A 21,904-nucleotide genomic window follows, 5' to 3' on the forward strand; every position below is an offset into this window, starting at 1 on the left:
CCGTGGACATCGACGTGAAGCTCCTGAGGGGCTTGGCACAGGAGAAGGAGATTGCCTTCGACCTGCTGGTCGACGCCATCGAGTCGGCCCTCCTCATCGCGTACCACCGTACCGAGGGAAGCCGCCGGCATGCCCGGGTCGAGCTGAACCGCCAGACCGGGCACGTGACGGTGTGGGCGAAGGAGGACCCGTCGGACCTCGAAGAGGGCCAGGAGCCCCGCGAGTTCGACGACACCCCGCACGACTTCGGCCGGATCGCGGCGTCCACCGCCCGCCAGGTCATCCAGCAGCGGCTGCGCGACGCCGAGAACGACGTCACCTTCGGCGAGTACGCCCGCCGCGAGGGCGACATCGTGGCCGGCCAGGTCCAGCAGGGCAAGGACCCGAAGAACGTGCTGGTGAAGCTGGACGACAAGCTGGAGGCCATCCTGCCGGTGCAGGAGCAGGTGCCGGGCGAGGAGTACTCGCACGGCCTGCGGCTGCGCACCTACGTCGTACGGGTGGCCAAGGGAGTGCGCGGTCCTTCCGTCACCCTGTCGAGGACCCACCCCAATCTGGTGAAAAAGCTCTTCGCTCTCGAGGTGCCGGAGATCGCCGACGGTTCGGTGGAGATCGCGGCCATCGCCCGCGAGGCCGGCCACCGGACCAAGATCGCCGTGCGTTCCACGCGCAGCGGCCTGAACGCCAAGGGCGCCTGCATCGGCCCGATGGGCGGCCGGGTGCGCAATGTCATGGCCGAACTGCACGGCGAGAAGATCGACATCGTGGACTGGTCGGACGACCCTGCGGAGATGGTCGCCAACGCGCTGTCCCCGGCCCGGGTGTCCAAGGTCGAGGTCGTCGACCTCGGCGCCAGGTCGGCCCGGGTGACGGTGCCCGACTACCAGCTGTCACTGGCCATCGGCAAGGAGGGGCAGAACGCCCGTCTCGCCGCACGGCTCACCGGCTGGAGGATCGACATCCGCCCGGACACGGAGCAGCCCGCCGAGCAGAGCTGACCCCTGCCCGGGCGGCGCCACCGGCGCGCCGCCCCGGGCCCGGGACGGCGGGATGCCGGGGTGGGGGGCGTCGGGGTGCCGGGGAATGGAACACGGCGCATGCTCGTTGTGTAACCACGAGATCGCCAAGAGTTTTGAGCCATCAACTGTTCGATTCTTGCCCCAAAGGGGTGAGGTCGGTACGGGGAGGTAGACTAGGTCATGTCTGGTCGGACGCATGCCTGCGCATGCCCTGAGCGAACCTGCGTGGGGTGCCGGGAGCGAGCGGCCAAGCACGATCTGTTGCGCATCGTGGCGGTCGAGGGCGTATGTGTCCCCGATCATCGCGGTACGCTGCCCGGCCGGGGTGCTTACGTGCACCCCGCCTCGGTCTGTCTCGACCTGGCGGTCCGCCGCCGGGCGTTCCCGAGGGCCCTCAGGGTCCAGGGGCCGCTCGACACGGCGGATGTACGACGAGCCGTCGAGGCGACGGCGGCGCAGGCAGCACCGTAAGAAGAAGGAAGCAGCACCGCACGGATCCCCGTGCGGTCAGGTACCTCGCGAGTCGGAAGTAGGTCGAGATTGCGATGAGCACTCGATGAGTACGCGATGAGTACGCCCATGAAGTAGCGACGGTCCGGCGGACAACCCGGACCTAAAAGGAGCGAAGTGGCTAAGGTCCGGGTATACGAACTCGCCAAGGAGTTCGGCGTCGAGAGCAAGGTCGTCATGGCCAAGCTCCAAGAACTCGGTGAATTCGTCCGTTCGGCGTCCTCGACGATCGAGGCGCCGGTTGTACGCAAACTGACTGATGCTTTCCAGCAGGGTTCCGGGGCTGCCCCCGCGAAGCGCTCTGCCGGGAAGCCCGCGGCACCGCGCAAGTCCGCGCCCTCCCCCGCGGCGGCAAGCCGTGCGGGTGGCGCCCCCACGCCCGCCGGGCCCTCCCCGGCGCAGGCGGCGCGTCCCGCTGCCCCCAAGCCCGGCGCACCGGCCCCCAAGCCGGCCGCTGCCGAGGCTCCCAAGAGCGTTCCCGCGGCCCCGGCTCCCGGCCCGCGGCCGACCCCGGGCCCCAAGCCCGCGGCGGCCCCGAAGCCCGCCCCGGCCGCTCCGGCCGCGCCGGAGTTCACCGCGCCCCCGGCCGCTCCGGCTGCCGGTCCCCGGCCCGGTGCCACTCCCGGCCCGCGTCCGGCCGCCCGTCCCGGCCAGGGACAGGGCGGCGGTGCCCGTCCCGGTGCCGCGCGCCCCGGTGGCGAGCGCCAGGCCCCGCGTCCCGGTGCCCGTCCCGCGGGCCCGCGTCCGGGCAACAACCCCTTCACCTCCGGCGGCTCGACCGGTATGGCGCGCCCGCAGGCGCCCCGTCCGGGCGGTGCGCCGCGTCCCGGCGGTCAGGGTGCCCCCGGTGGCCCGCGTCCGCAGGGCGCCGGCCAGGGCGGTCCCCGTCCGCAGGCTCCCGGTGGTTCCCGTCCCACCCCGGGCGGCATGCCGCGTCCGCAGGCTCCGCGTGGAGCCGGTGGCCCCGGCGGCGGCCCCGGTGGCAACCGTCCCAACCCGGGCATGATGCCGCAGCGTCCCGCTGCCGGCCCGCGTCCCGGTCCCGGCGGCCGAGGCCCCGGTGGTCCCGGCGGCCGTCCCGGTGGCGGCGGCGGTGCCGGTCGTCCCGGCTTCGCCGGTCGTCCCGGTGGCGGCGGTGGCGGCGGCGGTCGTCCCGGTGGCGGCGGTGGCGGCTTCGGCGGCCCGCGTCCCGGTGGCGGCGGTGGCGGCTTCGGTGGCGGCGGTGGCCGTCCCGGCTTCGGCGGACGTCCGGGTGGTCCCGGCGGCCGTGGTGGCACGCAGGGCGCGTTCGGCCGTCCCGGCGGCCCGGCCCGTCGTGGCCGCAAGTCGAAGCGGCAGAGGCGCCAGGAGTACGAGGCCATGCAGGCCCCGTCGGTCGGCGGTGTGATGCTGCCTCGCGGCAACGGCGAGACCGTCCGTCTGTCGCGCGGTGCCTCCCTCACCGACTTCGCGGAGAAGATCAACGCCAACCCGGCGTCGCTCGTCGCCGTGATGATGAACCTCGGCGAGATGGTCACGGCCACGCAGTCCGTCTCCGACGAGACGCTCCAGATCCTTGCCGGCGAGATGAACTACACGGTTCAGATCGTCAGCCCGGAGGAGGAGGACCGCGAGCTGCTCGAGTCCTTCGACATCGAGTTCGGCGAGGACGAGGGCGGCGAGGAGTTCCTGGTCGCGCGTCCGCCGGTGGTGACCGTCATGGGTCACGTCGACCACGGTAAGACGCGGCTGCTGGACGCCATCCGCAAGACGAACGTCGTCGCGGGCGAGGCCGGCGGCATCACGCAGCACATCGGTGCGTACCAGGTCTCGACCGAGGTCAACGAGGAAGAGCGCCGCATCACCTTCATCGACACCCCGGGTCACGAGGCGTTCACCGCCATGCGTGCCCGTGGTGCCAAGTCGACCGACATCGCGATCCTCGTGGTGGCGGCCAACGACGGTGTGATGCCCCAGACGATCGAGGCGCTGAACCACGCCAAGGCGGCCGACGTGCCGATCGTGGTCGCGGTCAACAAGATCGACGTCGAGGGCGCGGACCCGACGAAGGTGCGCGGTCAGCTGACCGAGTACGGCCTGGTGGCAGAGGAGTACGGCGGCGACACCATGTTCGTCGACATCTCCGCCAAGCAGGGTCTGAACATCGAGAACCTGCTGGAGGCCGTGGTCCTGACGGCTGACGCCGCCCTGGACCTGCGGGCCAACCCGGAGCAGGACGCGCAGGGCATCGCGATCGAGTCCCACCTCGACCGCGGCCGTGGCGCCGTCTCGACCGTCCTGGTCCAGCGAGGCACCCTGCGCATCGGCGACACGATGGTCGTCGGCGACGCGTACGGCCGTGTCCGCGCGATGCTCGACGACAAGGGCAACAACGTGGAGGAGGCGACCCCGTCGACTCCCGTCCTGGTCCTGGGTCTCACCAACGTCCCGGGCGCCGGCGACAACTTCCTGGTCGTCGACGAGGACCGCACGGCCCGTCAGATCGCCGAGAAGCGTGCCGCCCGTGAGCGCAACGCCGCGTTCGCCAAGCGCACCCGCCGGGTGTCCCTCGAGGACCTCGACAAGGTGCTCAAGGCGGGCGAGGTCCAGCAGCTCAACCTCATCATCAAGGGCGACGCGTCCGGTTCGGTCGAGGCCCTCGAGTCCTCGCTGCTCCAGCTGGACGTCGGCGAGGAGGTCGACATCCGCGTGCTGCACCGCGGTGTCGGTGCGGTCACCGAGTCGGACATCGACCTGGCGACCGGCTCCGACGCCATCGTGATCGGCTTCAACGTGCGCGCCGCCGGGCGTGCCACGCAGATGGCCGAGCGCGAGGGTGTGGACGTCCGCTACTACTCGGTCATCTACCAGGCGATCGAGGAGATCGAGGCGGCCCTCAAGGGCATGCTCAAGCCGGAGTACGAAGAGGTCGAGCTCGGCACGGCGGAGATCCGCGAGGTCTTCCGCTCGTCCAAGCTGGGCAACATCGCGGGTGTTCTCATCCGCTCCGGCGAGGTCCGGCGCAACACCAAGGCGCGCCTCATCCGTGACGGCAAGGTCGTCGCGGAGAACCTCAACATCGAGGGTCTGCGTCGCTTCAAGGACGACGTCACCGAGATCCGCGAAGGCTTCGAGGGCGGTATCAACCTCGGAAACTTCAACGACATCAAGGTCGACGACGTCATCGCGACGTACGAGATGCGCGAGAAGCCCCGCGGCTGACACGCACACCGGTGCTCGGGGCCGGTCGGCGGGAGGTAATCCCGTCGATCGGCCCCGGCCGTGCGTGTACGGTTCTTGATGTACCTGCCAAGAGCGGGCAGGACGCAGACCGAACCCGTACCGGCGGGACATCCGGACATACATGTATGTGGGGACGTTGTCCTTCGACCTGCTCCTCGGCGACGTTCGTTCGTTGAAGGAGAAACGCTCCGTCGTCCGCCCGATCGTGGCCGAGCTCCAGCGCAAGTACGCGGTGGCAGTGGCCGAGGTGGGCGGACAGAACCTTCACCGCAGGGCCGAGATCGGCCTCGCGGCGGTGTCCGGGGACCCGGGACACCTCACAGATGTACTGGACCGGTGCGAGCGCCTTGTCGCCGCCCGGCCCGAAGTGGAGCTGCTGTCGGTGCGACGGCGGCTGCACAGAGACGATGATTGAGACTGCATCGTCCGGGGGTCCCCCCGGACCACCGCACGAAAGAGGAGAAGGACCGGTGGCCGACAACGCGCGGGCCCGCAAGCTGGCCGATCGCATCCAGGTCGTGGTCGCGGAGACCCTGGACCGGCGAATCAAGGATCCGCGGCTGGGCTTCGTCACGATCACGGACGCCCGGGTCACCGGCGACCTGCGGGAGGCCACGGTCTTCTACACGGTGTACGGGGACGACGAGGAGCGCGCGGCGTCCGCCGCGGCGCTGGAGTCCGCGAAGGGCATCCTGCGGTCCGAGGTCGGCCGTCAGACGGGCGTCCGCTTCACGCCGAGCCTGACGTTCGTCCCGGACGCCCTCCCGGACAACGCCCGGACCATCGACGACCTGCTCGACAAGGCACGGGCCAAGGACGCCGAGGTCCGTCAGGCGTCCACGGGCAAGACCTACGCGGGCGAGGCCGACCCCTACCGCAAGCCGGAGGACGAGGACAAGGACGAGGACGCGGCCTCCGAATGAGCCAGCACAGCAACACCGCCCCGGCAGCCACCGGGAGCGGCACCCGGGACGGACTGGTCATCGTCGACAAGCCGGCCGGCTTCACCTCGCACGACGTCGTCGCCAAGATGCGGGGCATCGCGCGGACCCGCCGTGTGGGGCACGCGGGCACGCTGGACCCGATGGCGACCGGCGTGCTCGTCCTGGGCGTCCAGAAGGCCACCAAGCTGCTCGGCCATCTGGCACTCACCGAGAAGGAGTACCTCGGCACGATCCGGCTCGGCCAGAACACCGTCACCGACGACGCGGAGGGCGAGATCACCTCGTCCACCGACGCCTCGGGGATCGCCCGGGACGCCATCGACGTGGGGGTCGCGGGACTGACCGGCGCGATCATGCAGGTGCCGTCGAAGGTCAGCGCCATCAAGATCGACGGCAAGCGGTCCTACGCACGGGTGCGCGGCGGCGAGGAGTTCGACATCCCCGCCCGTCCGGTGACCGTCTCGCAGTTCACCGTCCACGACGTCCGCGAGGCCGTGGCAGACGACGGCACCCCGGTCACCGACCTCGTCGTCTCGGTGGTCTGCTCATCCGGCACCTACATCCGGGCCCTCGCCCGCGACCTCGGCGGCGGGCTCGGCGTCGGCGGACACCTGACCGCGCTGCGCCGCACCCGCGTCGGGCCGTACAAGCTCGATGCGGCCAGGACGCTCGACCAGCACCAGGAGAAGCTGACGGTCATGCCGATCGGCGAGGCCGCAGCGGCGGCGTTCCCCCGCTGGGACGTCGACGCCAAGCGCGCCCGGCTGCTGCTCAACGGCGTACGCCTGGACATGCCCGAGTACGGCACGGAGGGCCCGGTGGCCGTCTTCGGGCCCGAGGAGCGGTTCCTGGCGCTGGTCGAACAGCACCGGGGCAAGGCGAAGAGCCTCGCGGTCTTCGGCTGACGGCCGAGGTGGTCTGGGCGCCGCCGACCGGGCGCCACGGGAGTCCCATCGTGGAGCGGGCAGGGCCGCTGCCCGCTCCACGATCCCCCTCGGAGGGTGTCTATCCGCCCGGGAGCAGGGATTCACCCCAACGGGCAGGCGCTCGGAGTGCATCGAGGGTGCACGAGGGGGCGCGTTCGTCCGGTGACCTTCTCTCCGTGATCAACAACGGCCTACCGTCGGAACCATGGGACGCGGGGACCTGGCGACGCTGGTGCGCATCTGTGATCCGGCGGGCCGGCCGCGCGGGACCGGCTTCGCCGTCGACGACCGGGGCACGGTCGTCACCAGCCATGAAGCGGTCGACGGCCTCGACCGGATCGTGCTGCACGTGCCCGGGGGCGGAGCCGGCGTCGCCGACGCCGTGACGCCGCTCCCGGAGGCGGATCTCGCGATCGTCCACACCACCGGGCTCGGCCTGACCCCTCTGCCGGTCGCCGTCCGCGACCGGCCCGAGGACGGCGCGTACGTGCGCATCCCGGCCGGCGGCTGGCGCGAGGCACGCGTCCTCGGCCGGATCCCGGCGGCCTACACCGCGGCCGGCCGCGCCCACGCCCTCGAAGGCGTCCTGGAACTGGCCCTGGGAACCGAGGGAAGCGATGCCCTGGGGCCCGGCGGCTCGGCCACGGGCGGGCCCGTGGTGGACACCGGAACCGGCTCCGTGGTCGCGGTCCTCGCGGGTACCGCACCTGACACGGGACACCCCACGGCTGGACTCGCCGTACCCCTGCGCACCGCCGCCGCGCGCGACCCCGGCGGGCCGCTCGCGGCACTCCTGCGGCGCAACGCCCGGACCGTCCCCGGTTTCGGGGCGGACCTCAACCTCGCCGGCGCCCGGCGGCTCGCCGCGGTCTCCCTCGGGCCCGCCCGGCCGGTCCGCGGCGGCGACACCCGGCTCGAACCGGTCGAACGCTCCCAAGCGGTAAGGGAGTTCGAGGCCTTCGAGGCGTCCTCGACGCTCGTCCTCGCCCTCACCGGCGCCGCCGGGAGCGGGCGGACCACCGAACTCGCCGCGCTCGCCTCCCGTCGCGCCCGCGGAACCGAGCCGGCCGTCTCGCTCTGGCTGCGCGGGTCCGACCTCGCCGCGGACGACCGCGGCCTCGCCGACGCGGTCGCCCGCACGCTCGTGCGCTCCGGCCGGGTCGTCGCCGGTGTCACGGCCCATCGCAGCGGCCCGTGGGCCGTGCCCGCGGCCGGGGCCGAAGCCGCACCGGAGCACGTGGCACGCATCGCCCGCGAAGCCGGAAGCCCGCTGTTCGTCCTCCTCGACGGCCCCGAGGAGATGCCGACCGCGCTGGCCGCCCGGCTCCCCGACTGGACGGCCGAGACGGCGCGCTGGCTGAGCGCCCACGGCGTGCGGCTCGTCGTCGCCTGCCGCCCCGCGTACTGGGAGCGGGCCGCGGCGCTGTACCCGGCGGCCGCCGTGCACCGGCCCGCCCTGCACCTCGGCCCGCTGACCGAACGGGAAGCCGAGGAGGCGAGGGCGCGCCACGGACTGCCGGCCGGTGCGACGGCGGCCGCGGACGCCCGCCATCCGCTGGCCCTGAGGCTGCTCTCCGAGGTACGCGAGGCACTGCCCGCCGACGTGCCCGGGCAGCCGTCGCGCGAGGACGTCTTCACGGCGCACACGGACCTGATGTGCCTTCGGGCCGCGACGCGGATCGCCGAGGCCGCGGGGCCCGAACCGGACGGGGCCGAGGTGCGCCGGCTGGCGGCCCGGGTGGCGGGGCGGGTCCACGAGGCCGCGCGGCTCTGCCTCGGCCCGGGAGCGGGAGGGCTCGACCGGGAGACCTTCGGGGACCTCTTCCCCTGGCGGACGGGATGGGCGTCCGCGGTGCTCGCCACGGGGCTGCTGGTGCCCGCCGGCATCGGCTACCGCTTCGCCCACGAGGAGGTCGCCGAGTGGTTGCAGGCGGCGCACCTGGACGTGGACGCGGTCCTGCATCCGCTGCTGCCCGGCGCGGACGCCGAGGCAGCGGACAGAGGCGCGCCCGCGCTGCCCCGGCACCGGATGGACACGGTCGTCCAGGCCCTGCTCCTGCTGGACCGCCGCTCCGGGGAGCCCGCGCTGGCCCCGCGGCTCTCGGCGCTGGTCGACGTCCTCGACGGCCCGGACGGCCCGGACGGCCCGAGCCGCTGCGACGGGTTCGGCGCGCCCGACGGCTGCGGCTTCCCCGACGCGGGGGAGGAACCGGGCGCGGACGCCCGCTGGTGGGCCGCCGGACTGCTCCGCGAGACACTGCTGCGCGTCCCGCACACCCGCCGCTACCTGGGTGTGCTGCGCACCCTCGCCGACCGCGTCACCCGGCGCGCACTGCGGCCCGGGGGGCCGCGCCGGCCCGCCGGACCGGGGGAGTTCGGCCCCTCGTTCTGGCAGGCGCTGCACATCGGCGAGGCGGAGCGCATGGACCTGCTGCGCCGCCTGGTCCCGGCGGACGGGCCTCCGGAGCGCGCCCGTTCGGGCGGCCGGGCCGGTGCGCCCGGGGGCGACGCCGGTGCGGGCCCGGGCGGTTCGCCGGGCGCGGCCGGTCCCGTCAGCGGTTCCGCCACCGGTCCCGTGGCGGGCGCCCGGCGGCACGAGGATCCCGGCGCCGGCCGGCCGGCCCGCTATCTGGACGCGGTCGCAGAACGGCTGGCCCGGTCGCCGCGGGCCGTCCAGCCGCTGCTCTGCCGGTGGTTCACCGACGACCGGCCACTGCCCGCCGCGCCCGGCGCCGCCATCCGGCCCACCGTCGCCGCGGCGGCCCAGGCACTCCTGCACACCCACCGCGGACAGGCCGTCGACGACCTCTGCGAGGCGCTCGTCAGCACCGTGCACCCCCGCGCCCGGGAGCTGCTGACCGCCCTCGCCGAGGACGAGCCGTCCGCCGTCTGCCGGGCCGTGGACCGCTGGGCGCACGACGACACCCGGCCTGCGCGCCGGCTGGCCGCGGCCGCGTACGCCCCGGTCGCGGCTGCCCACGCCACCGGCGAGGCCGACCGGGACCTGCTCAGGTACGCGGCGCTGGCGCTGCTGGCCCGGCCCGCCGACACCGCCCTGCACGGCGCCGCCCTCGCGGTCCTCGTGCGCGATCCGCGCACCCGGCCGTGCTACCTCGCGCGGGCCCTGGAGGCGTACCGCGACCACGACCCAGGAGTCCCCGCCGACGTCCTCGTCAGCGCGGCACAGACCCACCCCGAGCCCGTGTTCGCCGCGTTCCGCGCCGCGCTGCGCCGCCCGGGCGACGACGGGGGAGAGGTGCTGCGGGCGCTCGCGGCGCTCGGCACACCCGCGCTGGCCCGCCGCGCCGCTGCTCTGGTGAGCGAGTTCGTGGGCCAACGGCCCGCCGGCGCCCCGCATGCGGCGGCCTTCGTCGAGCTCCGGCTGCGGCACGGTGCGTCCGCGCGAGCCGTGCTCGTGCCACTCGTCGTGGACCTGCTGCGCGGCCGTCCCGCTCAGGTGCGGTGCGCGCTGGCCGCCGTCCTCGGGACGCCGGGGACCCCGGCCGGCGAGCCGCTGCGCACCGAGCTGCTGGACCTCCTCCTGGAGCACGAGCGGTACGAGGGCGGGGACCCGGAGGTCCTCGACGCGCTGCTCGTGGCAGCCGTGCGTGCGGCGGGGAGACGGCAGGCGGGTCCCCGGGTCCGCGAGTTGGTCCACCGCGTCGGCCTCCTCCTCGTACGCACTCCGGAGGGCGCGAACCGCTTCGACCGCCGTCTGGTCGAGCTGGCCCGCCAGGTGCCCGGATTCGCCGCCGAGGTCGTGACGTGGCAGGCCGCGGCGCCGCGGGAATGGGCGGTGGTGATCGGCCCCAGCACACGGCGGACGCTGGAGGCGCTGGGCAGCCAGGTGCCGATGCCGACGGCGCTGCGCGGGCATGGCAGTCTTAGACCTGCGTAAGAAGTCATCCTTGCGTACACAGGTTCGATAATTCGGGTTCGGGCGAGGAGCGGTCACAGTGCAGCGCTGGCGTGGCTTGGAGGACATCCCCCAGGACTGGGGGCGCAGCGTCGTCACCATCGGTTCCTACGACGGCGTGCACCGCGGCCACCAGCTGATCATCGGGCGGGCCGTGGAGCGGGCGCGTGAGCTGGGCGTGCCGTCGGTCGTGGTCACCTTCGACCCGCACCCGAGCGAGGTCGTCCGCCCCGGCAGCCACCCGCCGCTGCTCGCCCCGCACCACCGGCGGGCGGAGCTGATGGCGGAGCTCGGCGTGGACGCGGTGCTGATCCTGCCGTTCACCGCCGAGTTCTCGAAACTGTCGCCCGCCGACTTCATCGTGAAGGTGCTGGTGGACAAGCTCCACGCCCGCGCGGTCATCGAGGGCCCCAACTTCCGCTTCGGCCACAAGGCGGCGGGCAACGTCGACTTCCTCGCCGAACTGGGCGGCACCTACGACTACGAGGTCGAGGTCGTCGACCTGTTCGTGCGCGGCGAGGCGGGCGGCGGCGAGCCCTTCTCGTCCACACTGACCCGGCGGCTGATCGCAGGCGGCGACGTCGAGGGGGCGGCGGAGATCCTGGGCCGCCCGCACCGGGTCGAGGGCGTGGTCGTCCGAGGCGCCCAGCGCGGCCGCGAGCTGGGCTACCCGACGGCCAACGTCGAGACCCTGCCGCACACCGCGATCCCTGCGGACGGCGTCTACGCGGGCTGGCTCACCGCAGGCGGCGAGCGCATGCCGGCCGCCATCTCCGTGGGCACCAACCCGCAGTTCGACGGCACCGAGCGGACCGTCGAGGCGTACGCGATCGACCGTGTCGGCCTCGACCTGTACGGGCTCCACGTGGCCGTCGACTTCCTCGCCTATGTGCGCGGCATGGCGAAGTTCGAGTCGATCGAAGCCCTCCTCGACGCCATCGCCGCCGATGTGAAGCGCGCGCGCGAACTGACGGCGGAGTACGACGCGTAGGACGCCACGGGGCGGCGCCCGGGCGCCGGCGGAACCGGGCGCGGGCGTCCGCCTCGCGAAGCCTCAGGTCCCCGACGGGCCCGCCGCGCCCTCCGGGCCCGTGCCGCCGTGCGCCGTGCCGGTCGAGTCCGCCCAGTGGCAGGCCACCGCGCCCGCCGAGTCCCCGGCGAGGACCGGCAGGTCCTCCGTACGGCACCGGCCGGCGACGCCGGCCGCGTCGGCCCTGCCCGAGGCGAGAACCTGGCAGCGGGGGTGGAAGCGGCAGCCGGCCGGCACGCGCGACGGGTCCGGCGGCTCGCCGGAGAGGACCACGGGCGGCCCCGCCGCCTCCGGCAGCACCGACAGCATGGCCCGGGTGTAGGGATGCCGAGGGTGCGTCAGCACCTCCTCCACCGTTCCCGTCTCCACGATCCGCCCCAGGTACATCACGGCGACCCGGTCCGCGATGTTCCAGGCCAGACCCAGGTCATGGGTCACCACCAGTGCGGAGAGCCCCAGTTCGTCACGCAGGCGCAGCAGCAGCGCCAGGATCTCGCCGCGTACCGAGGCGTCCAGCGAGGCCACCGGCTCGTCGGCCACGATGAGTTCGGGCCGCAGGACCAGCGCGCCCGCGATGACCACGCGCTGGCGCTGACCGCCGGACAGTTCGTGCGGGTAGCGCAGGAAGAACCGCTCCGGCGGGCGCAGACCCGCGCGCGAGAGCGCCTCCGCGACCGCCTCCCCCTCGTCGCCGTCGTACCCGTGGATGCGCAGCCCCTCCGACACCGCCTCGTACACGGTGTGGCGGGGGTTGAGCGATCCGCTCGGGTCCTGCAGCACCAGCTGCACCCGCCTGCGGTACGCCTTCAGCGCCCGTGGGTCGTAGGCGAGCGGAACGCCCCCGAAGGACACCCGCCCCGCCTCCGGCCGTAGGAGACCGAGCAGCGTCCGCGCCAGGGACGTCTTGCCGCAGCCCGACTCGCCGACCAGCGCGACGATCTCCCCGGCGCCGATGTCCAGGTCGACTCCGTCGACGGCACGTGCGGTCGCCGCCCCGCGCCTGCCGGGGAAGGACACCCGCACACCGGAGGCCGACAGCAGGGGCGCGGCGGCACCCGGGGGCACCTCGGTCCGGTCCGCGCCGGTCTCGTCGACAGCGCTCATGCTTCCTCCCGAACACCCGCGCGCACACAGGCCGCGAGCCTGTCGGGCCCGGCCTCGCGCAGCTCCTGCTCGTCCCGGCCGCACACCTCCAGCGCCACGGGGCAGCGCGGATGGAACGCGCAGCCCTCCGGCAGCGCCGACGGGTCCGGCGGATCGCCGGGCAGCCCCCGCGGGGCCCGGCGCGAAGCGGGGTCCCCGATCCGGGGGAACGCCGCCGACAGCGCCCGGCCGTACGGGTGCTCCGCCGCCTCGTAGACGGACCGGGCGGGCCCCTCCTCCACCACCCGGCCCGCGTACATCACGGCGAGGCGGTCGCAGGTGTCGGCCAGCACCGCGAGATCGTGGCTGATCATCAGCAGACCGACGTCCTGCCCGGACACGAGCTGTTCGATCAGCCGCAGGATCTGCGCCTGGATCATCACGTCCAGCGCCGTCGTCGGCTCGTCGGCGATCAGCAGCCGAGGATCGCAGGCCAGCGCCATCGCGATCATCACGCGCTGGCGCTGGCCGCCGGACAGTTCGTGCGGGTACGCCGCCGCGCGCGAGGCCGGCAGCCCCACCTGTTCCAGCAACTCGCCGGCCCGCCGCTGCGCCGCCCCGGGCGTCGCCCGGCCGTGCACGAGCACCGGCTCCGCGATCTGGTCGCCGATCCGGCGCACCGCGTTCAGCGAGTGCATGGCCCCCTGGAAGACGACCGACGCCCCCGCCCACCTCACCGCCCGCAGCCGGCCCCACTTCATGGTGAGCACGTCCTCGCCGTCCAGCAGGATCTCGCCCGACAGCCGGGCCGAAGCCGGCAGCAGCCGCAGCAGCGCCAGGGCCAGCGTCGACTTCCCGCATCCCGACTCGCCGGCCACCCCCAGCTTCCGCCCGGCGGCGAGCGTCAGATCCACTCCGCGCACGGCCGGGACGGCGGACGCCCCGGACCCGTACGTCACCCGTAGGTCCTTGATCTCCAGCAGGCTCAACGGGCCACCCCCAGCCTGGGGTTGAGGACCGATTCGACGGCCCTTCCGCACAGGGTGAACGCCAGCGCCACCAGCGCGACGGCGATCCCGGGCGGCGCGAGGTACCACCAGTGGCCCGACGACACCGCGCCCGCCTCCCGGGCGTCCTGGAGCATCCCTCCCCAGGACACCACCGACGGGTCGCCGAGCCCGAGGAACGCCAGCGTCGCCTCGGTGAGGATGGCGGTGGAGATGCCGAGTGTCGTCTGCGCCAGCACCAGCGGCATCACATTGGGCAGCACATGACGGGTCATGACGTGCCGGTGACCGCCGCCGAGGGCCTTCGCGCGCTCGATGTACGGCCGCGACTCGACGGCGATCGTCTGCGCGCGCACGAGGCGCGCCGTCGTCGGCCAGGTCGTGACCCCGATGGCCAGGATCACCGTCCACACGCTCCGCGACAGCACCGTGGCCAGAACGATCGCCAGGACCAGGGTCGGCATCACCAGGAACCAGTCGGTGATCCGCATGACGACCGTGGAGAACCAGCCCCCGTAGTGCCCCGCCACGATGCCCACGAGCGTACCGATGGCCACCGACAGCACGGCCGCGAGCAGGCCCACGGTGAGCGAGATCCGGGCGCCCCAGACGAGCAGTCCGAGCAGCGAGCGCCCGAACCGGTCCGTGCCGAGGGGGAAGGCACCGCTCGGCGACTCCAGCGCCTCGCCGGGAGCGTGGGTGACGCTCTGGACATCGCTGCCGACCAGAAGCGGCGCGGCGACGGCGACCAGGGCGAGCAGCGTCAGACCGGCGAGGCCCGCGACCCCGGCCCGGTGCGTGCGGTACCGGCGCCAGAAGCGAGCGACCGAGGCGCGCCGGCGCGCCCAGTGCAGTGATGTGGTCATGCGGCCTGCCCCCGCACCCGGCCCCGCGTGGAATCTGGTGTCGTCATCGGCCCACCCTCGGGTCGAGCAGCGGATAGATCAGATCGGCGAGGAGGTTCATCAGGATCATCGCCCCCGCGAAGACCACGAACAGCCCCTGCACCAGGGGCAGATCGGGGACGGAGAGCGCCTGGTAGAACAACCCGCCGAGTCCCGGCCAGGAGAAGACGGTCTCGACGAGGATCGACCCGGCCGCGACATGGCCGAGGTTGATGAAGACCATCGTCACCGTCGGCAGCAGGGCGTTGGGGACGGCGTGCCGGCGCCGTACGTCGTCGTCCCGCAACCCCTTCGCCCGGGCCGTCGTCAGATAGTCGCCGCCCATCTCGTCGAGCAGCGAGGCGCGCATCACCAGCAGCGTCTGCGCGTATCCGACGGCCACCAGCGTCAGCACCGGCAGCACCATGTGGTGCGCGACATCGAGGACGTACGCGAAGCCGGACGTACCGCCCGACTCCATCCCGCCGGTCGGGAACAGGCCCGGCACCGGCCCGACGCCCACCGAGAAGGTGATGATCAGCAGAAGCCCGAGCCAGAACGACGGCACCGACCACAGCGTCAGCGCCAGGCCCGTGTTCAGCCGGTCGCCCGGCCCGCCGTGCCGCCAGGCCGACCGCGTACCGAGCCACAGCCCGAGGGCCGAGTAGATCACCACGGCCACACCCGTGAGCAGCAGCGTCGCGGGGAGTTTCTGGGCGATGAGTTCCCCCACCGGCGCACGGAACTGGTACGACATGCCGAGATCGCCGGTCAGCGCGCCCGCGCAATAGTCGGTGAACTGCCGCCACAGCGGCAGATCGAGCCCGAACTGCCGTCGCAGCGTCGCCAGTTGCTCCGCGCTGGTCGGCATGCCGTGCGTCATCGCCTTGACCGGATCACCGGGGATGATCCGGAACAGGAAGAAGCTGGTCACGAGGACGGCGAACAGCGACACGACCGCGCCGCCGAGCTTGCCGGCCAGATACGCCGGATACGCGGCCGCCTTCGCGCCGGCCGTCCGTGCCGCCCGGGAACCCGGCGAACCGGGCGACGGCGCCATGACCTTCATCTCGATCCCGGAGGCCCCGGACGACGAGGCGGTGCCCGCCGGAGCGTCCGGGACGTCGGAGGAGGAGCCGGAGGAGTTCGTGGTGCCGCTCATCGGCTACTCGCGGTCGTCGGCGGTGGCACGGCGGCGCCGACTGGTGAGGACGCCGACCGCTATGACCAGGACGACCGAGACCCCGATGCCGATGGCCACCGCTGCGGAGGAGCCGCCACCGCCCGAGGCCGCCCGGCCCGCGGCGGCGGGCTCGGCGGACCACCAGCTCCAGTAGCCGTCCTGGCCGTACAGGTTTCCGGCGGCCTCGGGCATCGTCGTGATGGACTTGATCTGGTCGGTGCGGTAGGCCTCGAGCGCGTTCGGGTACACCATCACGTTCATGAAGCCGGTGTCGTAGAGCCGGGACTGCATCTGCCTGACCAGGTCGCCGCGCCTGGCCGCGTCGTACTCGACCGCCTGCTGGGCGTACAGCTGGTCGAACCGCTCGTCGCAGATGAAGTTGTCCGTCGCACCGGTGCCCGAGGGGGTCGCGGGCAGGGCGGAGCAGGTGTGGATGGACAGGACGAAGTCCGGGTCGGGATTGACCGACCAGCCGTCGAACGCCAGGTCGTAGTCGCCCTTGAGCCAGGGGTCGGACACGTTGTCGAGGCAGTCGACCTTCAGCCCGATGCCGAGGTCCCCCCACCACTCCTGGAGGTACTTGCCGACCGCCTTGTCGTTGGGATCGGTGGCGTGGCACAGGATGCGGAAGTCCAGCGGCCGGCCGTCCTTGCCCATGCGCTTGCCGTCGGCGTTCTTCCGGTACCCGGCCCCGTCGAGCAGCGCGGCCGCCTTCGCCGGATCGTGTGCGATCCGCTGGGACGCCCCCGGCTTCCAGAAGTACGGGGCGAAGCGCGGCGGAATGTATCCCTCGCCCTCCACCGCGTGGCCCTGGAACACCTTGTCGACGATGGTGCGCCGGTCGACGGCGTGGAACAGCGCCTTGCGCACGACCGGGTCGAGCAGCGCGGGATGGCCGCTGCCGAACCTGCCGCCGTTCTTCGCCCGCGCGCCCGGGTTGGTGGCGAGCGCGAAGAATCGGCGGCCCGGGGCGTCGTTGACCTTGATGTTCTCGGCGTCCTCCAGCGAAGCGGCCTGCGCCGGGGTGAGGTTGGGGACGAAGGAGACCTCGCCCTTGCGCAGCGCGGCGACAGCCGCGTCTCCGTCCTTGTAGTACCGGAACACCAGCTCGTCGAACTTCGGTGCGCCGCGCCAGAAGTCCTTGTTGGGCTTGAGCCGGATGTACTGGTCGACCTTGAAGTCGGTGAGGACGAACGGCCCGTTGCCGACGATCGGGAACCGCGTGTCGTTGTTGAACTTGGAGAAGTCGCCGACCTTCTCCCAGATGTGCTTCGGCACGATCGGGACGTCCAGCGCCGTCATATTGGCCTGGGGCTGCTTGAGCCGGATGACCAGCGTTTCGGGGTCCGGCGCCGTGACCGCGGCGAAGTTGGCCGTGAAGCTCCCGTTCGCGGTGGCGGCGTTCGGGTCCTTCATCATCTTGTCGAAGGTCCAGGCCGCGTCCTCGGCGGTGACCGGTCTGCCGTCTGACCAGGTGGAGTCCTTGCGGATCTTGTACGTCCACGTCAGCTTGTCCGGGGACGGGCTCCAGGCGGTGGCCAGACCCGGGATCGGGCGCGCGTCCCCGGGGTCGTAGTTCGTGAGGTACTCGTAGATCAGCCGGTGGATGCTCGTGGAGACCAGACGCTGGGCGAGGAACGGGCTGAGGGAGTCGACGCTCTGCGAGACGGCCACGGTCAGGACGTTGTCAGCGCCGTCCTTGTCGTCGCTCTTGCCGTCGTCCGTGCGCATGCCGGTGCCGGCCGCGCTCGTCCGGCCGTCCGTGAACTGCCCGGCGCCGCGCACGGCACCCGCTGCCTGTGCCTGTGCCGTTGCCTGGGCTTGTACCTGCGTCTGCGCCTGCGCCTGCGGCGACACGGCGGAGAGTGCGGAGGCCGCGATGCCCGCGGCGAGCAGCATGCGCAGCCGGCGGCCCGGATGCGAGCCGAGGAGGGGGTTCCGGCGGGGGGAGAGGTGCGGAGCCGTTGTGATCATAGGACGTTGACCTCGCGTCGTAACTCGCATGGAGGAGGCACGTGGATCTTCTGGGCGCCAACTGGTGATGCGAAGGTCTATCAGCGTGGTCCAGACGAGTCAACGATGCCGTGACGCCGCGTCAAAGCCCTTGTGGGCTGGGCGAACGCCGACGGGCCCGCACCGTGGAGCACGGTGCGGGCCCTCATTGGTCTGAACCGCTGACGCCCTACTGCTGAGAGGCCGGCGGTGCCTGCGGCGGCTGCTGCGGGGGGTAGCCGTAGCCGTGATCGGCGGGCGGGACCGGTCCCTGGAAATCTCCCTGACCCGGCTGACCGGGCTCGCCCGGGCCACCGGGCGTCGGGCCCTGAGCCGGCGGCTGGGCCGGGTGCCCCGGGAAGACTCCGGGCTGTGCCGGCGGCGGGCCGGCCGGGCTCGGCACGGGCTGCCCGGGAGGCGGGGGAGTCTGCTGCCACTGCTGCCCGCCCGGCACCGGTCCGCCGTAGGGGGGCTGACCGCCGTGGGGGGCCTGTCCCCCGAACGGGGGCTGACCGCCCTGCGGAGGCGGGCCCGGAACCTGCGGCGGCTGTCCCGGGTACTGCTGGGGCTGACCCGCGTGCTGCGGAGCCGGGCCGGCCGGCTGGTGGGGCTGACCGGGGTGCTGCTGCCGACCGGGGTACTGCGGCGGCTGGGGGTTCGGCGCGTACGGCATCCCCGGCTGCGGCTGACCCCCGTAGGGCTGGTTGGGCATGGGCGGCGCCATGTGCGGCGGCTGGTGGCCCTGGCCGGCTGACGTCCACAGGCCCTGCGCCTGCTGCGCCCGGGAGAAGTCCTCGGCGACCATCGCGGACAGATTGAAGTACGCCTCACGCGTCTTCGGGCGCATCATGTCCAGGTCGACCTCCGCGCCCGCGGACAGGTGCTCGTCGAACGGCACGACCACGACACCGCGGCAGCGGGTCTCGAAGTGCTGCACGATGTCCTCGACCTTGATCATCTTGCCGGTTTCGCGGACACCGGAGATCACGGTGATCGACCGCTGCACCAGCTCCGCGTAACCGTGCGCCGAGAGCCAGTCGAGCGTCGTGCTCGCGCTGCTCGCGCCGTCCACGGACGGGGTGGAGATGATGATCAGCTGGTCGGCGAGGTCCAGCACGCCCCGCATCGCGCTGTAGAGCAGGCCCGTGCCGGAGTCGGTGAGGATGATCGGGTACTGCTTGCCGAGCACGTCGATCGCGCGGCGGTAGTCCTCGTCGTTGAACGTGGTCGAGACGGCCGGGTCCACGTCGTTGGCGATGATCTCCAGACCGGAGGGCGCCTGCGAGGTGAACCGGCGGATGTCCATGTAGGAGTTGAGGTACGGGATCGCCTGGACCAGGTCGCGGATGGTCGCACCGGTCTCGCGCCGCACCCGTCGCCCGAGCGTGCCCGCGTCCGGGTTGGCGTCGATCGCCAGGATCTTGTCCTGGCGCTCGGTGGCCAGCGTGGAACCGAGCGCGGTGGTCGTCGTCGTCTTGCCGACGCCGCCCTTGAGGCTGATGACCGCGATCCGGTAGCAGGACAGCACCGGCGTGCGGATCAGGTCGAGCTTGCGCTGCCGCTCGGCCTCCTCCTTCTTGCCGCCGATCTTGAACCGGTTCGAGGCGGAGGGGTTGCGGCTCGACTTGGCCTTGGGCTTGGTGTTCCGCAGCAGGCGGTCGGAGGAGAGCTCCACCGCCGCGGTGTACCCGAGCGGGGCACCCGGAACGGAACGCTCTCGCTGGTCGTGTGCGACGGGCTGGGGCCAGGCCGCACCGGTGCGGGGATCGACCGGGCCCGCCGGGGGCTGCTGTATCTGCCCGTGGGCATGCGGCTGTCCGGGCGCCTGGGCCTGCTGCTCCGGTGACTGCTGCGCGGGCAGCTGGGGAGCCGCCGGGGCGGGCAGATGCGGCGGCTGTGCACCCTGGGGTGCCTGGGGCGGCGACTGGGCGGGGACGCCGGGCTGCCGGCCCGCCTGCGGGAAGCCGTAACCACCGTGCGCGGGCTGGGCGTTGGGGGCCGGGGCCACGGGCGGCAGCGGAGCACCGGGCTGCTGCGGCTGGGGCCCTCCCGGACCGTACGCCGGCTGCGGGAAGCCGTAACCGGTCTGCGGTGCGGCGGGGTCGGGGTTCGGCGCGCCCTGGTGGGGCGGGGTGTGCGGTGGCTGCGGGAAGCCGTAACCCGGCTGCGGGAGCGAGGGGTTCGGCTGTGGAGCGGCGGGCTGCGGGAAGCCGTAGCCGTCCTGCCGGCCGGGCGCTTCCCCGACGGGCGACGGCGGGTGGGGCTGAGCGGGCGAAGGCTGCTGAACCGCCGCGGCCGCGGGCTGGTCCGCCGGCTGCGGCTGTACGGGCCACTGGGGTGCGGCCGTCGGCGCGGCCGGCTGGAAGGCCGGCGGCAGCGGCGGCAGACCGCCGCCGGCACCCTGCGGGGCGCCGGGCGCGGGAGCCCAGGGCTGCGCGGCGGCCGGCGCCGGGGAAGCGTCCTGCGGTGTCGCGGCGGGAGCGGCGTCCTGCGGGGCGGCGGGCTCCGGGACCGAATCCTGCGGTGCGGTGTCGACGGGTGCCTCGGCGCCGGGTACGTCATCGGCGGGCGTGCTGTCGGACGGCACCGCGTCGGCCGGAGCAGCGCCGCCCGCGGCGTCGGCCTGCTCGGCATCGGGAGCGGCGCCGGTCGGCGCGTCCGTCCCGTCTTCGCCGTGGGATGCGTCCGCGCTCGGGCCCTCGGCCGCGGCATCGCCCGCGGGCCCGCCCTCGTCGTCGTTCTGCTGCCCGACGGGGCGGTCGCCGCCGGCGGTGTGGTCCGTGGCGTCCGAGCCGCCGTCGGAGCCTTCGAACGCGGCTCCGTCCGCGTCCGCGGGCTCGCCGGACCGGGGCCCGCCGCCGGCGACCGCGTCACCGTCCACGCCGTCGGCGTCCGCGGCCGGGGACGGAGCCGCGTCGGCCGTGCCGGCCGACTCCTGCTCCGCCGCGGCGGCCGCCGCTTCGCGCTCCGCGATCTCACGCTTCAGCGCGGCGGGGGAGAACCGCATCGTCGCGCCGCTCTCCACATCGCCACCGCCGAACGGCTGCGGCGCCGCGCCGCCCGGAACGGCGGAGGCTTCTGCGGGAGCCGGGCCGCCCGGTGTGTTCCCGGCGGCACGAGCCGGATCGTGGGCCGTGCCGTGGGTCGCGTCCGTTCCGGGCTCGGACGTCGGCTCGTGGGCGGGCGCGGGTGTCAGGTGGTGCGCCGGCTCGGCGGACGACGTGGGCTGCTGCTGGTGCGCCGGGGCGGGTGCCACCGGAGGCCAGTTCGGCTCGAACCCGCTGCCCGGAGGCAGACCGGGCACGGCCACCGGCGCCCCCGACGGCGGCGGGGGCGTCGCACCGTGCGCGGCCGAGCCTCCCGACGTGTCCCCCGACGCGTTCTGCGTGTACCAGGCAGGCGGGGTGTAGTCGATGGTGAACTCACCCGTCATCTCTGAGGGCTCCGCGTCGGACTGATCGTCGACGGGCATGTTCCAGCCCTCGCGGATCTCGTCCCGATCGCCGTTCACTTTGCCTCCTGTGGTCGAGCACCCTCGTGCCGTGGTGGGTGGGGGCGACCGTGACCGTGGTCGGTCCGCCCGGCTCTCCCCCGTACGACGCCGCGCACCTGCCCGCAGGTTCTTGCTGCGCCCTGACCCACCCTAATCGCCAACACCGTCACTACGGCAGGCCGGACCGTCCACCGGCGACTGTCCACTGCGTCACCCTCCGGCCCTGCACGTTCTCCACGCGGCAGGCCGCGGCCGCGGCGTGCGGGGCGAAACCGGCAAAGCCATAGGCAACAGGGCAGTCGAGGCGTCACAGGATCGACACATGCCGAACGTCCCGGCCGTTCCCGCCGGAACCCGTCGGCTGCCGCGCAGGCACCCCGGTCGGGACGGTCCCGGCCGGAGTCCCTGCCGGGTCCGCTCAGCGCAGGTCGAACTCCCCGTCCCGGGCGCCGAGCACGAAGGCCCGCCACTCGGCCTCCGTGTAGCGCAGCACGGTCTCCGGGTCCAACGACGACCTCATCGCCACCGCACCGCCCGGCAGATAGGCGATTTCGACGCGCTCCTCGTCCGGACTGGTGCCGGGAGCGCCGTGCCACTCGACCCCCGAGATGTCGAGGGCGTACAGCTCTTCCTTCTCCTGTGCGCTCCCCATGAGAGTCACGCTTCCTTTCGGTGGTGCCGAGAACGAAGTGCCC

The 21,904-nt window shown here is 73.4% G+C and carries 15 protein-coding genes; 8 read left to right on the forward strand and 7 right to left on the reverse strand.

Features of this window, described 5'->3' with window-relative positions:
* Nucleotides 1–2 precede the first annotated feature (2 nt).
* From nusA to BLT82_RS10555, 8 genes are all read left to right on the forward strand, one after another.
* Nucleotides 3–998: a transcription termination factor NusA gene (gene nusA, locus BLT82_RS10520; RefSeq protein ID WP_093653621.1), complete on the forward strand. Its 996-nt coding sequence runs from the start codon at nt 3–5 to the stop codon at nt 996–998.
* A 201-nt stretch (nt 999–1,199) separates the two neighbouring features.
* Nucleotides 1,200–1,490, forward strand: coding sequence for a YlxR family protein (locus BLT82_RS10525; protein ID WP_093653622.1), 291 nt, complete (start codon nt 1,200–1,202; stop codon nt 1,488–1,490).
* Between the two features lie 156 nt (nt 1,491–1,646).
* A complete protein-coding gene (gene infB, locus BLT82_RS10530; RefSeq protein WP_093653623.1) occupies nt 1,647–4,730 on the forward strand; it encodes a translation initiation factor IF-2 in 3,084 nt (1,027 codons plus the stop codon).
* A gap of 142 nt (nt 4,731–4,872) precedes the next feature.
* Nucleotides 4,873–5,166, forward strand: a complete 294-nt coding sequence (locus BLT82_RS10535; RefSeq protein WP_093653624.1) for a DUF503 domain-containing protein — start codon at nt 4,873–4,875, stop codon at nt 5,164–5,166.
* Between the two features lie 55 nt (nt 5,167–5,221).
* On the forward strand, nt 5,222–5,674 hold the full coding sequence (gene rbfA / locus BLT82_RS10540) for a 30S ribosome-binding factor RbfA (protein ID WP_093653625.1): 453 nt from the start codon (nt 5,222–5,224) through the stop codon (nt 5,672–5,674).
* Nucleotides 5,671–6,600 (forward strand): tRNA pseudouridine(55) synthase TruB, encoded by a 930-nt coding sequence (gene truB, locus BLT82_RS10545; protein ID WP_093653626.1) that lies wholly within the window; start codon nt 5,671–5,673, stop codon nt 6,598–6,600. Before rbfA ends, truB begins: the two co-directional genes overlap by 4 nt.
* A 226-nt stretch (nt 6,601–6,826) precedes the next feature.
* Nucleotides 6,827–10,519, forward strand: a complete 3,693-nt coding sequence (locus tag BLT82_RS37110) for a serine protease (RefSeq protein WP_093653627.1) — start codon at nt 6,827–6,829, stop codon at nt 10,517–10,519.
* A 58-nt stretch (nt 10,520–10,577) separates the two neighbouring features.
* Entirely contained in the window at nt 10,578–11,528 is a 951-nt protein-coding gene (locus BLT82_RS10555; RefSeq protein WP_093653628.1) for a bifunctional riboflavin kinase/FAD synthetase, read from the forward strand.
* A 63-nt stretch (nt 11,529–11,591) separates the two neighbouring features.
* Here BLT82_RS10555 and BLT82_RS10560 read toward each other — a convergent pair whose 3' ends face one another.
* From BLT82_RS10560 to BLT82_RS10590, 7 genes are all read right to left on the reverse strand, one after another.
* The gene (locus BLT82_RS10560; protein WP_093653629.1) at nt 11,592–12,671 is read right to left on the reverse strand and encodes an ABC transporter ATP-binding protein; all 1,080 of its coding nucleotides are present in this window, start codon (nt 12,669–12,671) and stop codon (nt 11,592–11,594) included.
* The gene (locus BLT82_RS10565) at nt 12,668–13,639 is read right to left on the reverse strand and encodes an ABC transporter ATP-binding protein (protein ID WP_093653630.1); all 972 of its coding nucleotides are present in this window, start codon (nt 13,637–13,639) and stop codon (nt 12,668–12,670) included. The genes BLT82_RS10560 and BLT82_RS10565 overlap by 4 nt, the downstream gene beginning before the upstream one ends.
* Nucleotides 13,636–14,523 (reverse strand): ABC transporter permease, encoded by an 888-nt coding sequence (locus tag BLT82_RS10570; protein WP_093653631.1) that lies wholly within the window; start codon nt 14,521–14,523, stop codon nt 13,636–13,638. The genes BLT82_RS10565 and BLT82_RS10570 overlap by 4 nt, the downstream gene beginning before the upstream one ends.
* 43 nt (nt 14,524–14,566) lie before the next feature.
* On the reverse strand, nt 14,567–15,610 hold the full coding sequence (locus BLT82_RS10575; protein WP_404203606.1) for an ABC transporter permease: 1,044 nt from the start codon (nt 15,608–15,610) through the stop codon (nt 14,567–14,569).
* A gap of 96 nt (nt 15,611–15,706) precedes the next feature.
* On the reverse strand, nt 15,707–17,698 hold the full coding sequence (locus BLT82_RS10580; protein ID WP_093653632.1) for an ABC transporter substrate-binding protein: 1,992 nt from the start codon (nt 17,696–17,698) through the stop codon (nt 15,707–15,709).
* Nucleotides 17,699–17,906: 208 nt separating this feature from the next.
* Complete coding sequence (locus BLT82_RS10585; protein WP_093653633.1) at nt 17,907–21,227, reverse strand: SCO5717 family growth-regulating ATPase; 3,321 nt, start codon at nt 21,225–21,227, stop codon at nt 17,907–17,909.
* 400 nt (nt 21,228–21,627) lie between these two features.
* Nucleotides 21,628–21,861, reverse strand: a complete 234-nt coding sequence (locus BLT82_RS10590; protein WP_093653634.1) for a DUF397 domain-containing protein — start codon at nt 21,859–21,861, stop codon at nt 21,628–21,630.
* Nucleotides 21,862–21,904: the final 43 nt, after the last annotated feature.

This window comes from Streptomyces wuyuanensis, from assembly GCF_900103455.1.
Lineage (GTDB): Bacteria > Actinomycetota > Actinomycetes > Streptomycetales > Streptomycetaceae > Streptomyces > Streptomyces wuyuanensis.

What these genes read in the sequence shown, in the direction of transcription:
- BLT82_RS10525 (WP_093653622.1), top strand. Translation starts at nt 1,200, where the DNA reads ATGTCTGGTCGGACGCATGCCTGCGCATGCCCTGAGCGAACCTGCGTG.
- BLT82_RS10535 (WP_093653624.1), top strand. Translation starts at nt 4,873, where the DNA reads ATGTATGTGGGGACGTTGTCCTTCGACCTGCTCCTCGGCGACGTTCGT.
- truB (WP_093653626.1), top strand. Translation starts at nt 5,671, where the DNA reads ATGAGCCAGCACAGCAACACCGCCCCGGCAGCCACCGGGAGCGGCACC.
- BLT82_RS37110 (WP_093653627.1), top strand. Translation starts at nt 6,827, where the DNA reads ATGGGACGCGGGGACCTGGCGACGCTGGTGCGCATCTGTGATCCGGCG.
- BLT82_RS10560 (WP_093653629.1), bottom strand. Translation starts at nt 12,671, where the DNA reads ATGAGCGCTGTCGACGAGACCGGCGCGGACCGGACCGAGGTGCCCCCG.
- BLT82_RS10570 (WP_093653631.1), bottom strand. Translation starts at nt 14,523, where the DNA reads ATGACCACATCACTGCACTGGGCGCGCCGGCGCGCCTCGGTCGCTCGC.
- BLT82_RS10575 (WP_404203606.1), bottom strand. Translation starts at nt 15,610, where the DNA reads ATGAAGGTCATGGCGCCGTCGCCCGGTTCGCCGGGTTCCCGGGCGGCA.
- BLT82_RS10580 (WP_093653632.1), bottom strand. Translation starts at nt 17,698, where the DNA reads ATGATCACAACGGCTCCGCACCTCTCCCCCCGCCGGAACCCCCTCCTC.
- BLT82_RS10590 (WP_093653634.1), bottom strand. Translation starts at nt 21,861, where the DNA reads ATGGGGAGCGCACAGGAGAAGGAAGAGCTGTACGCCCTCGACATCTCG.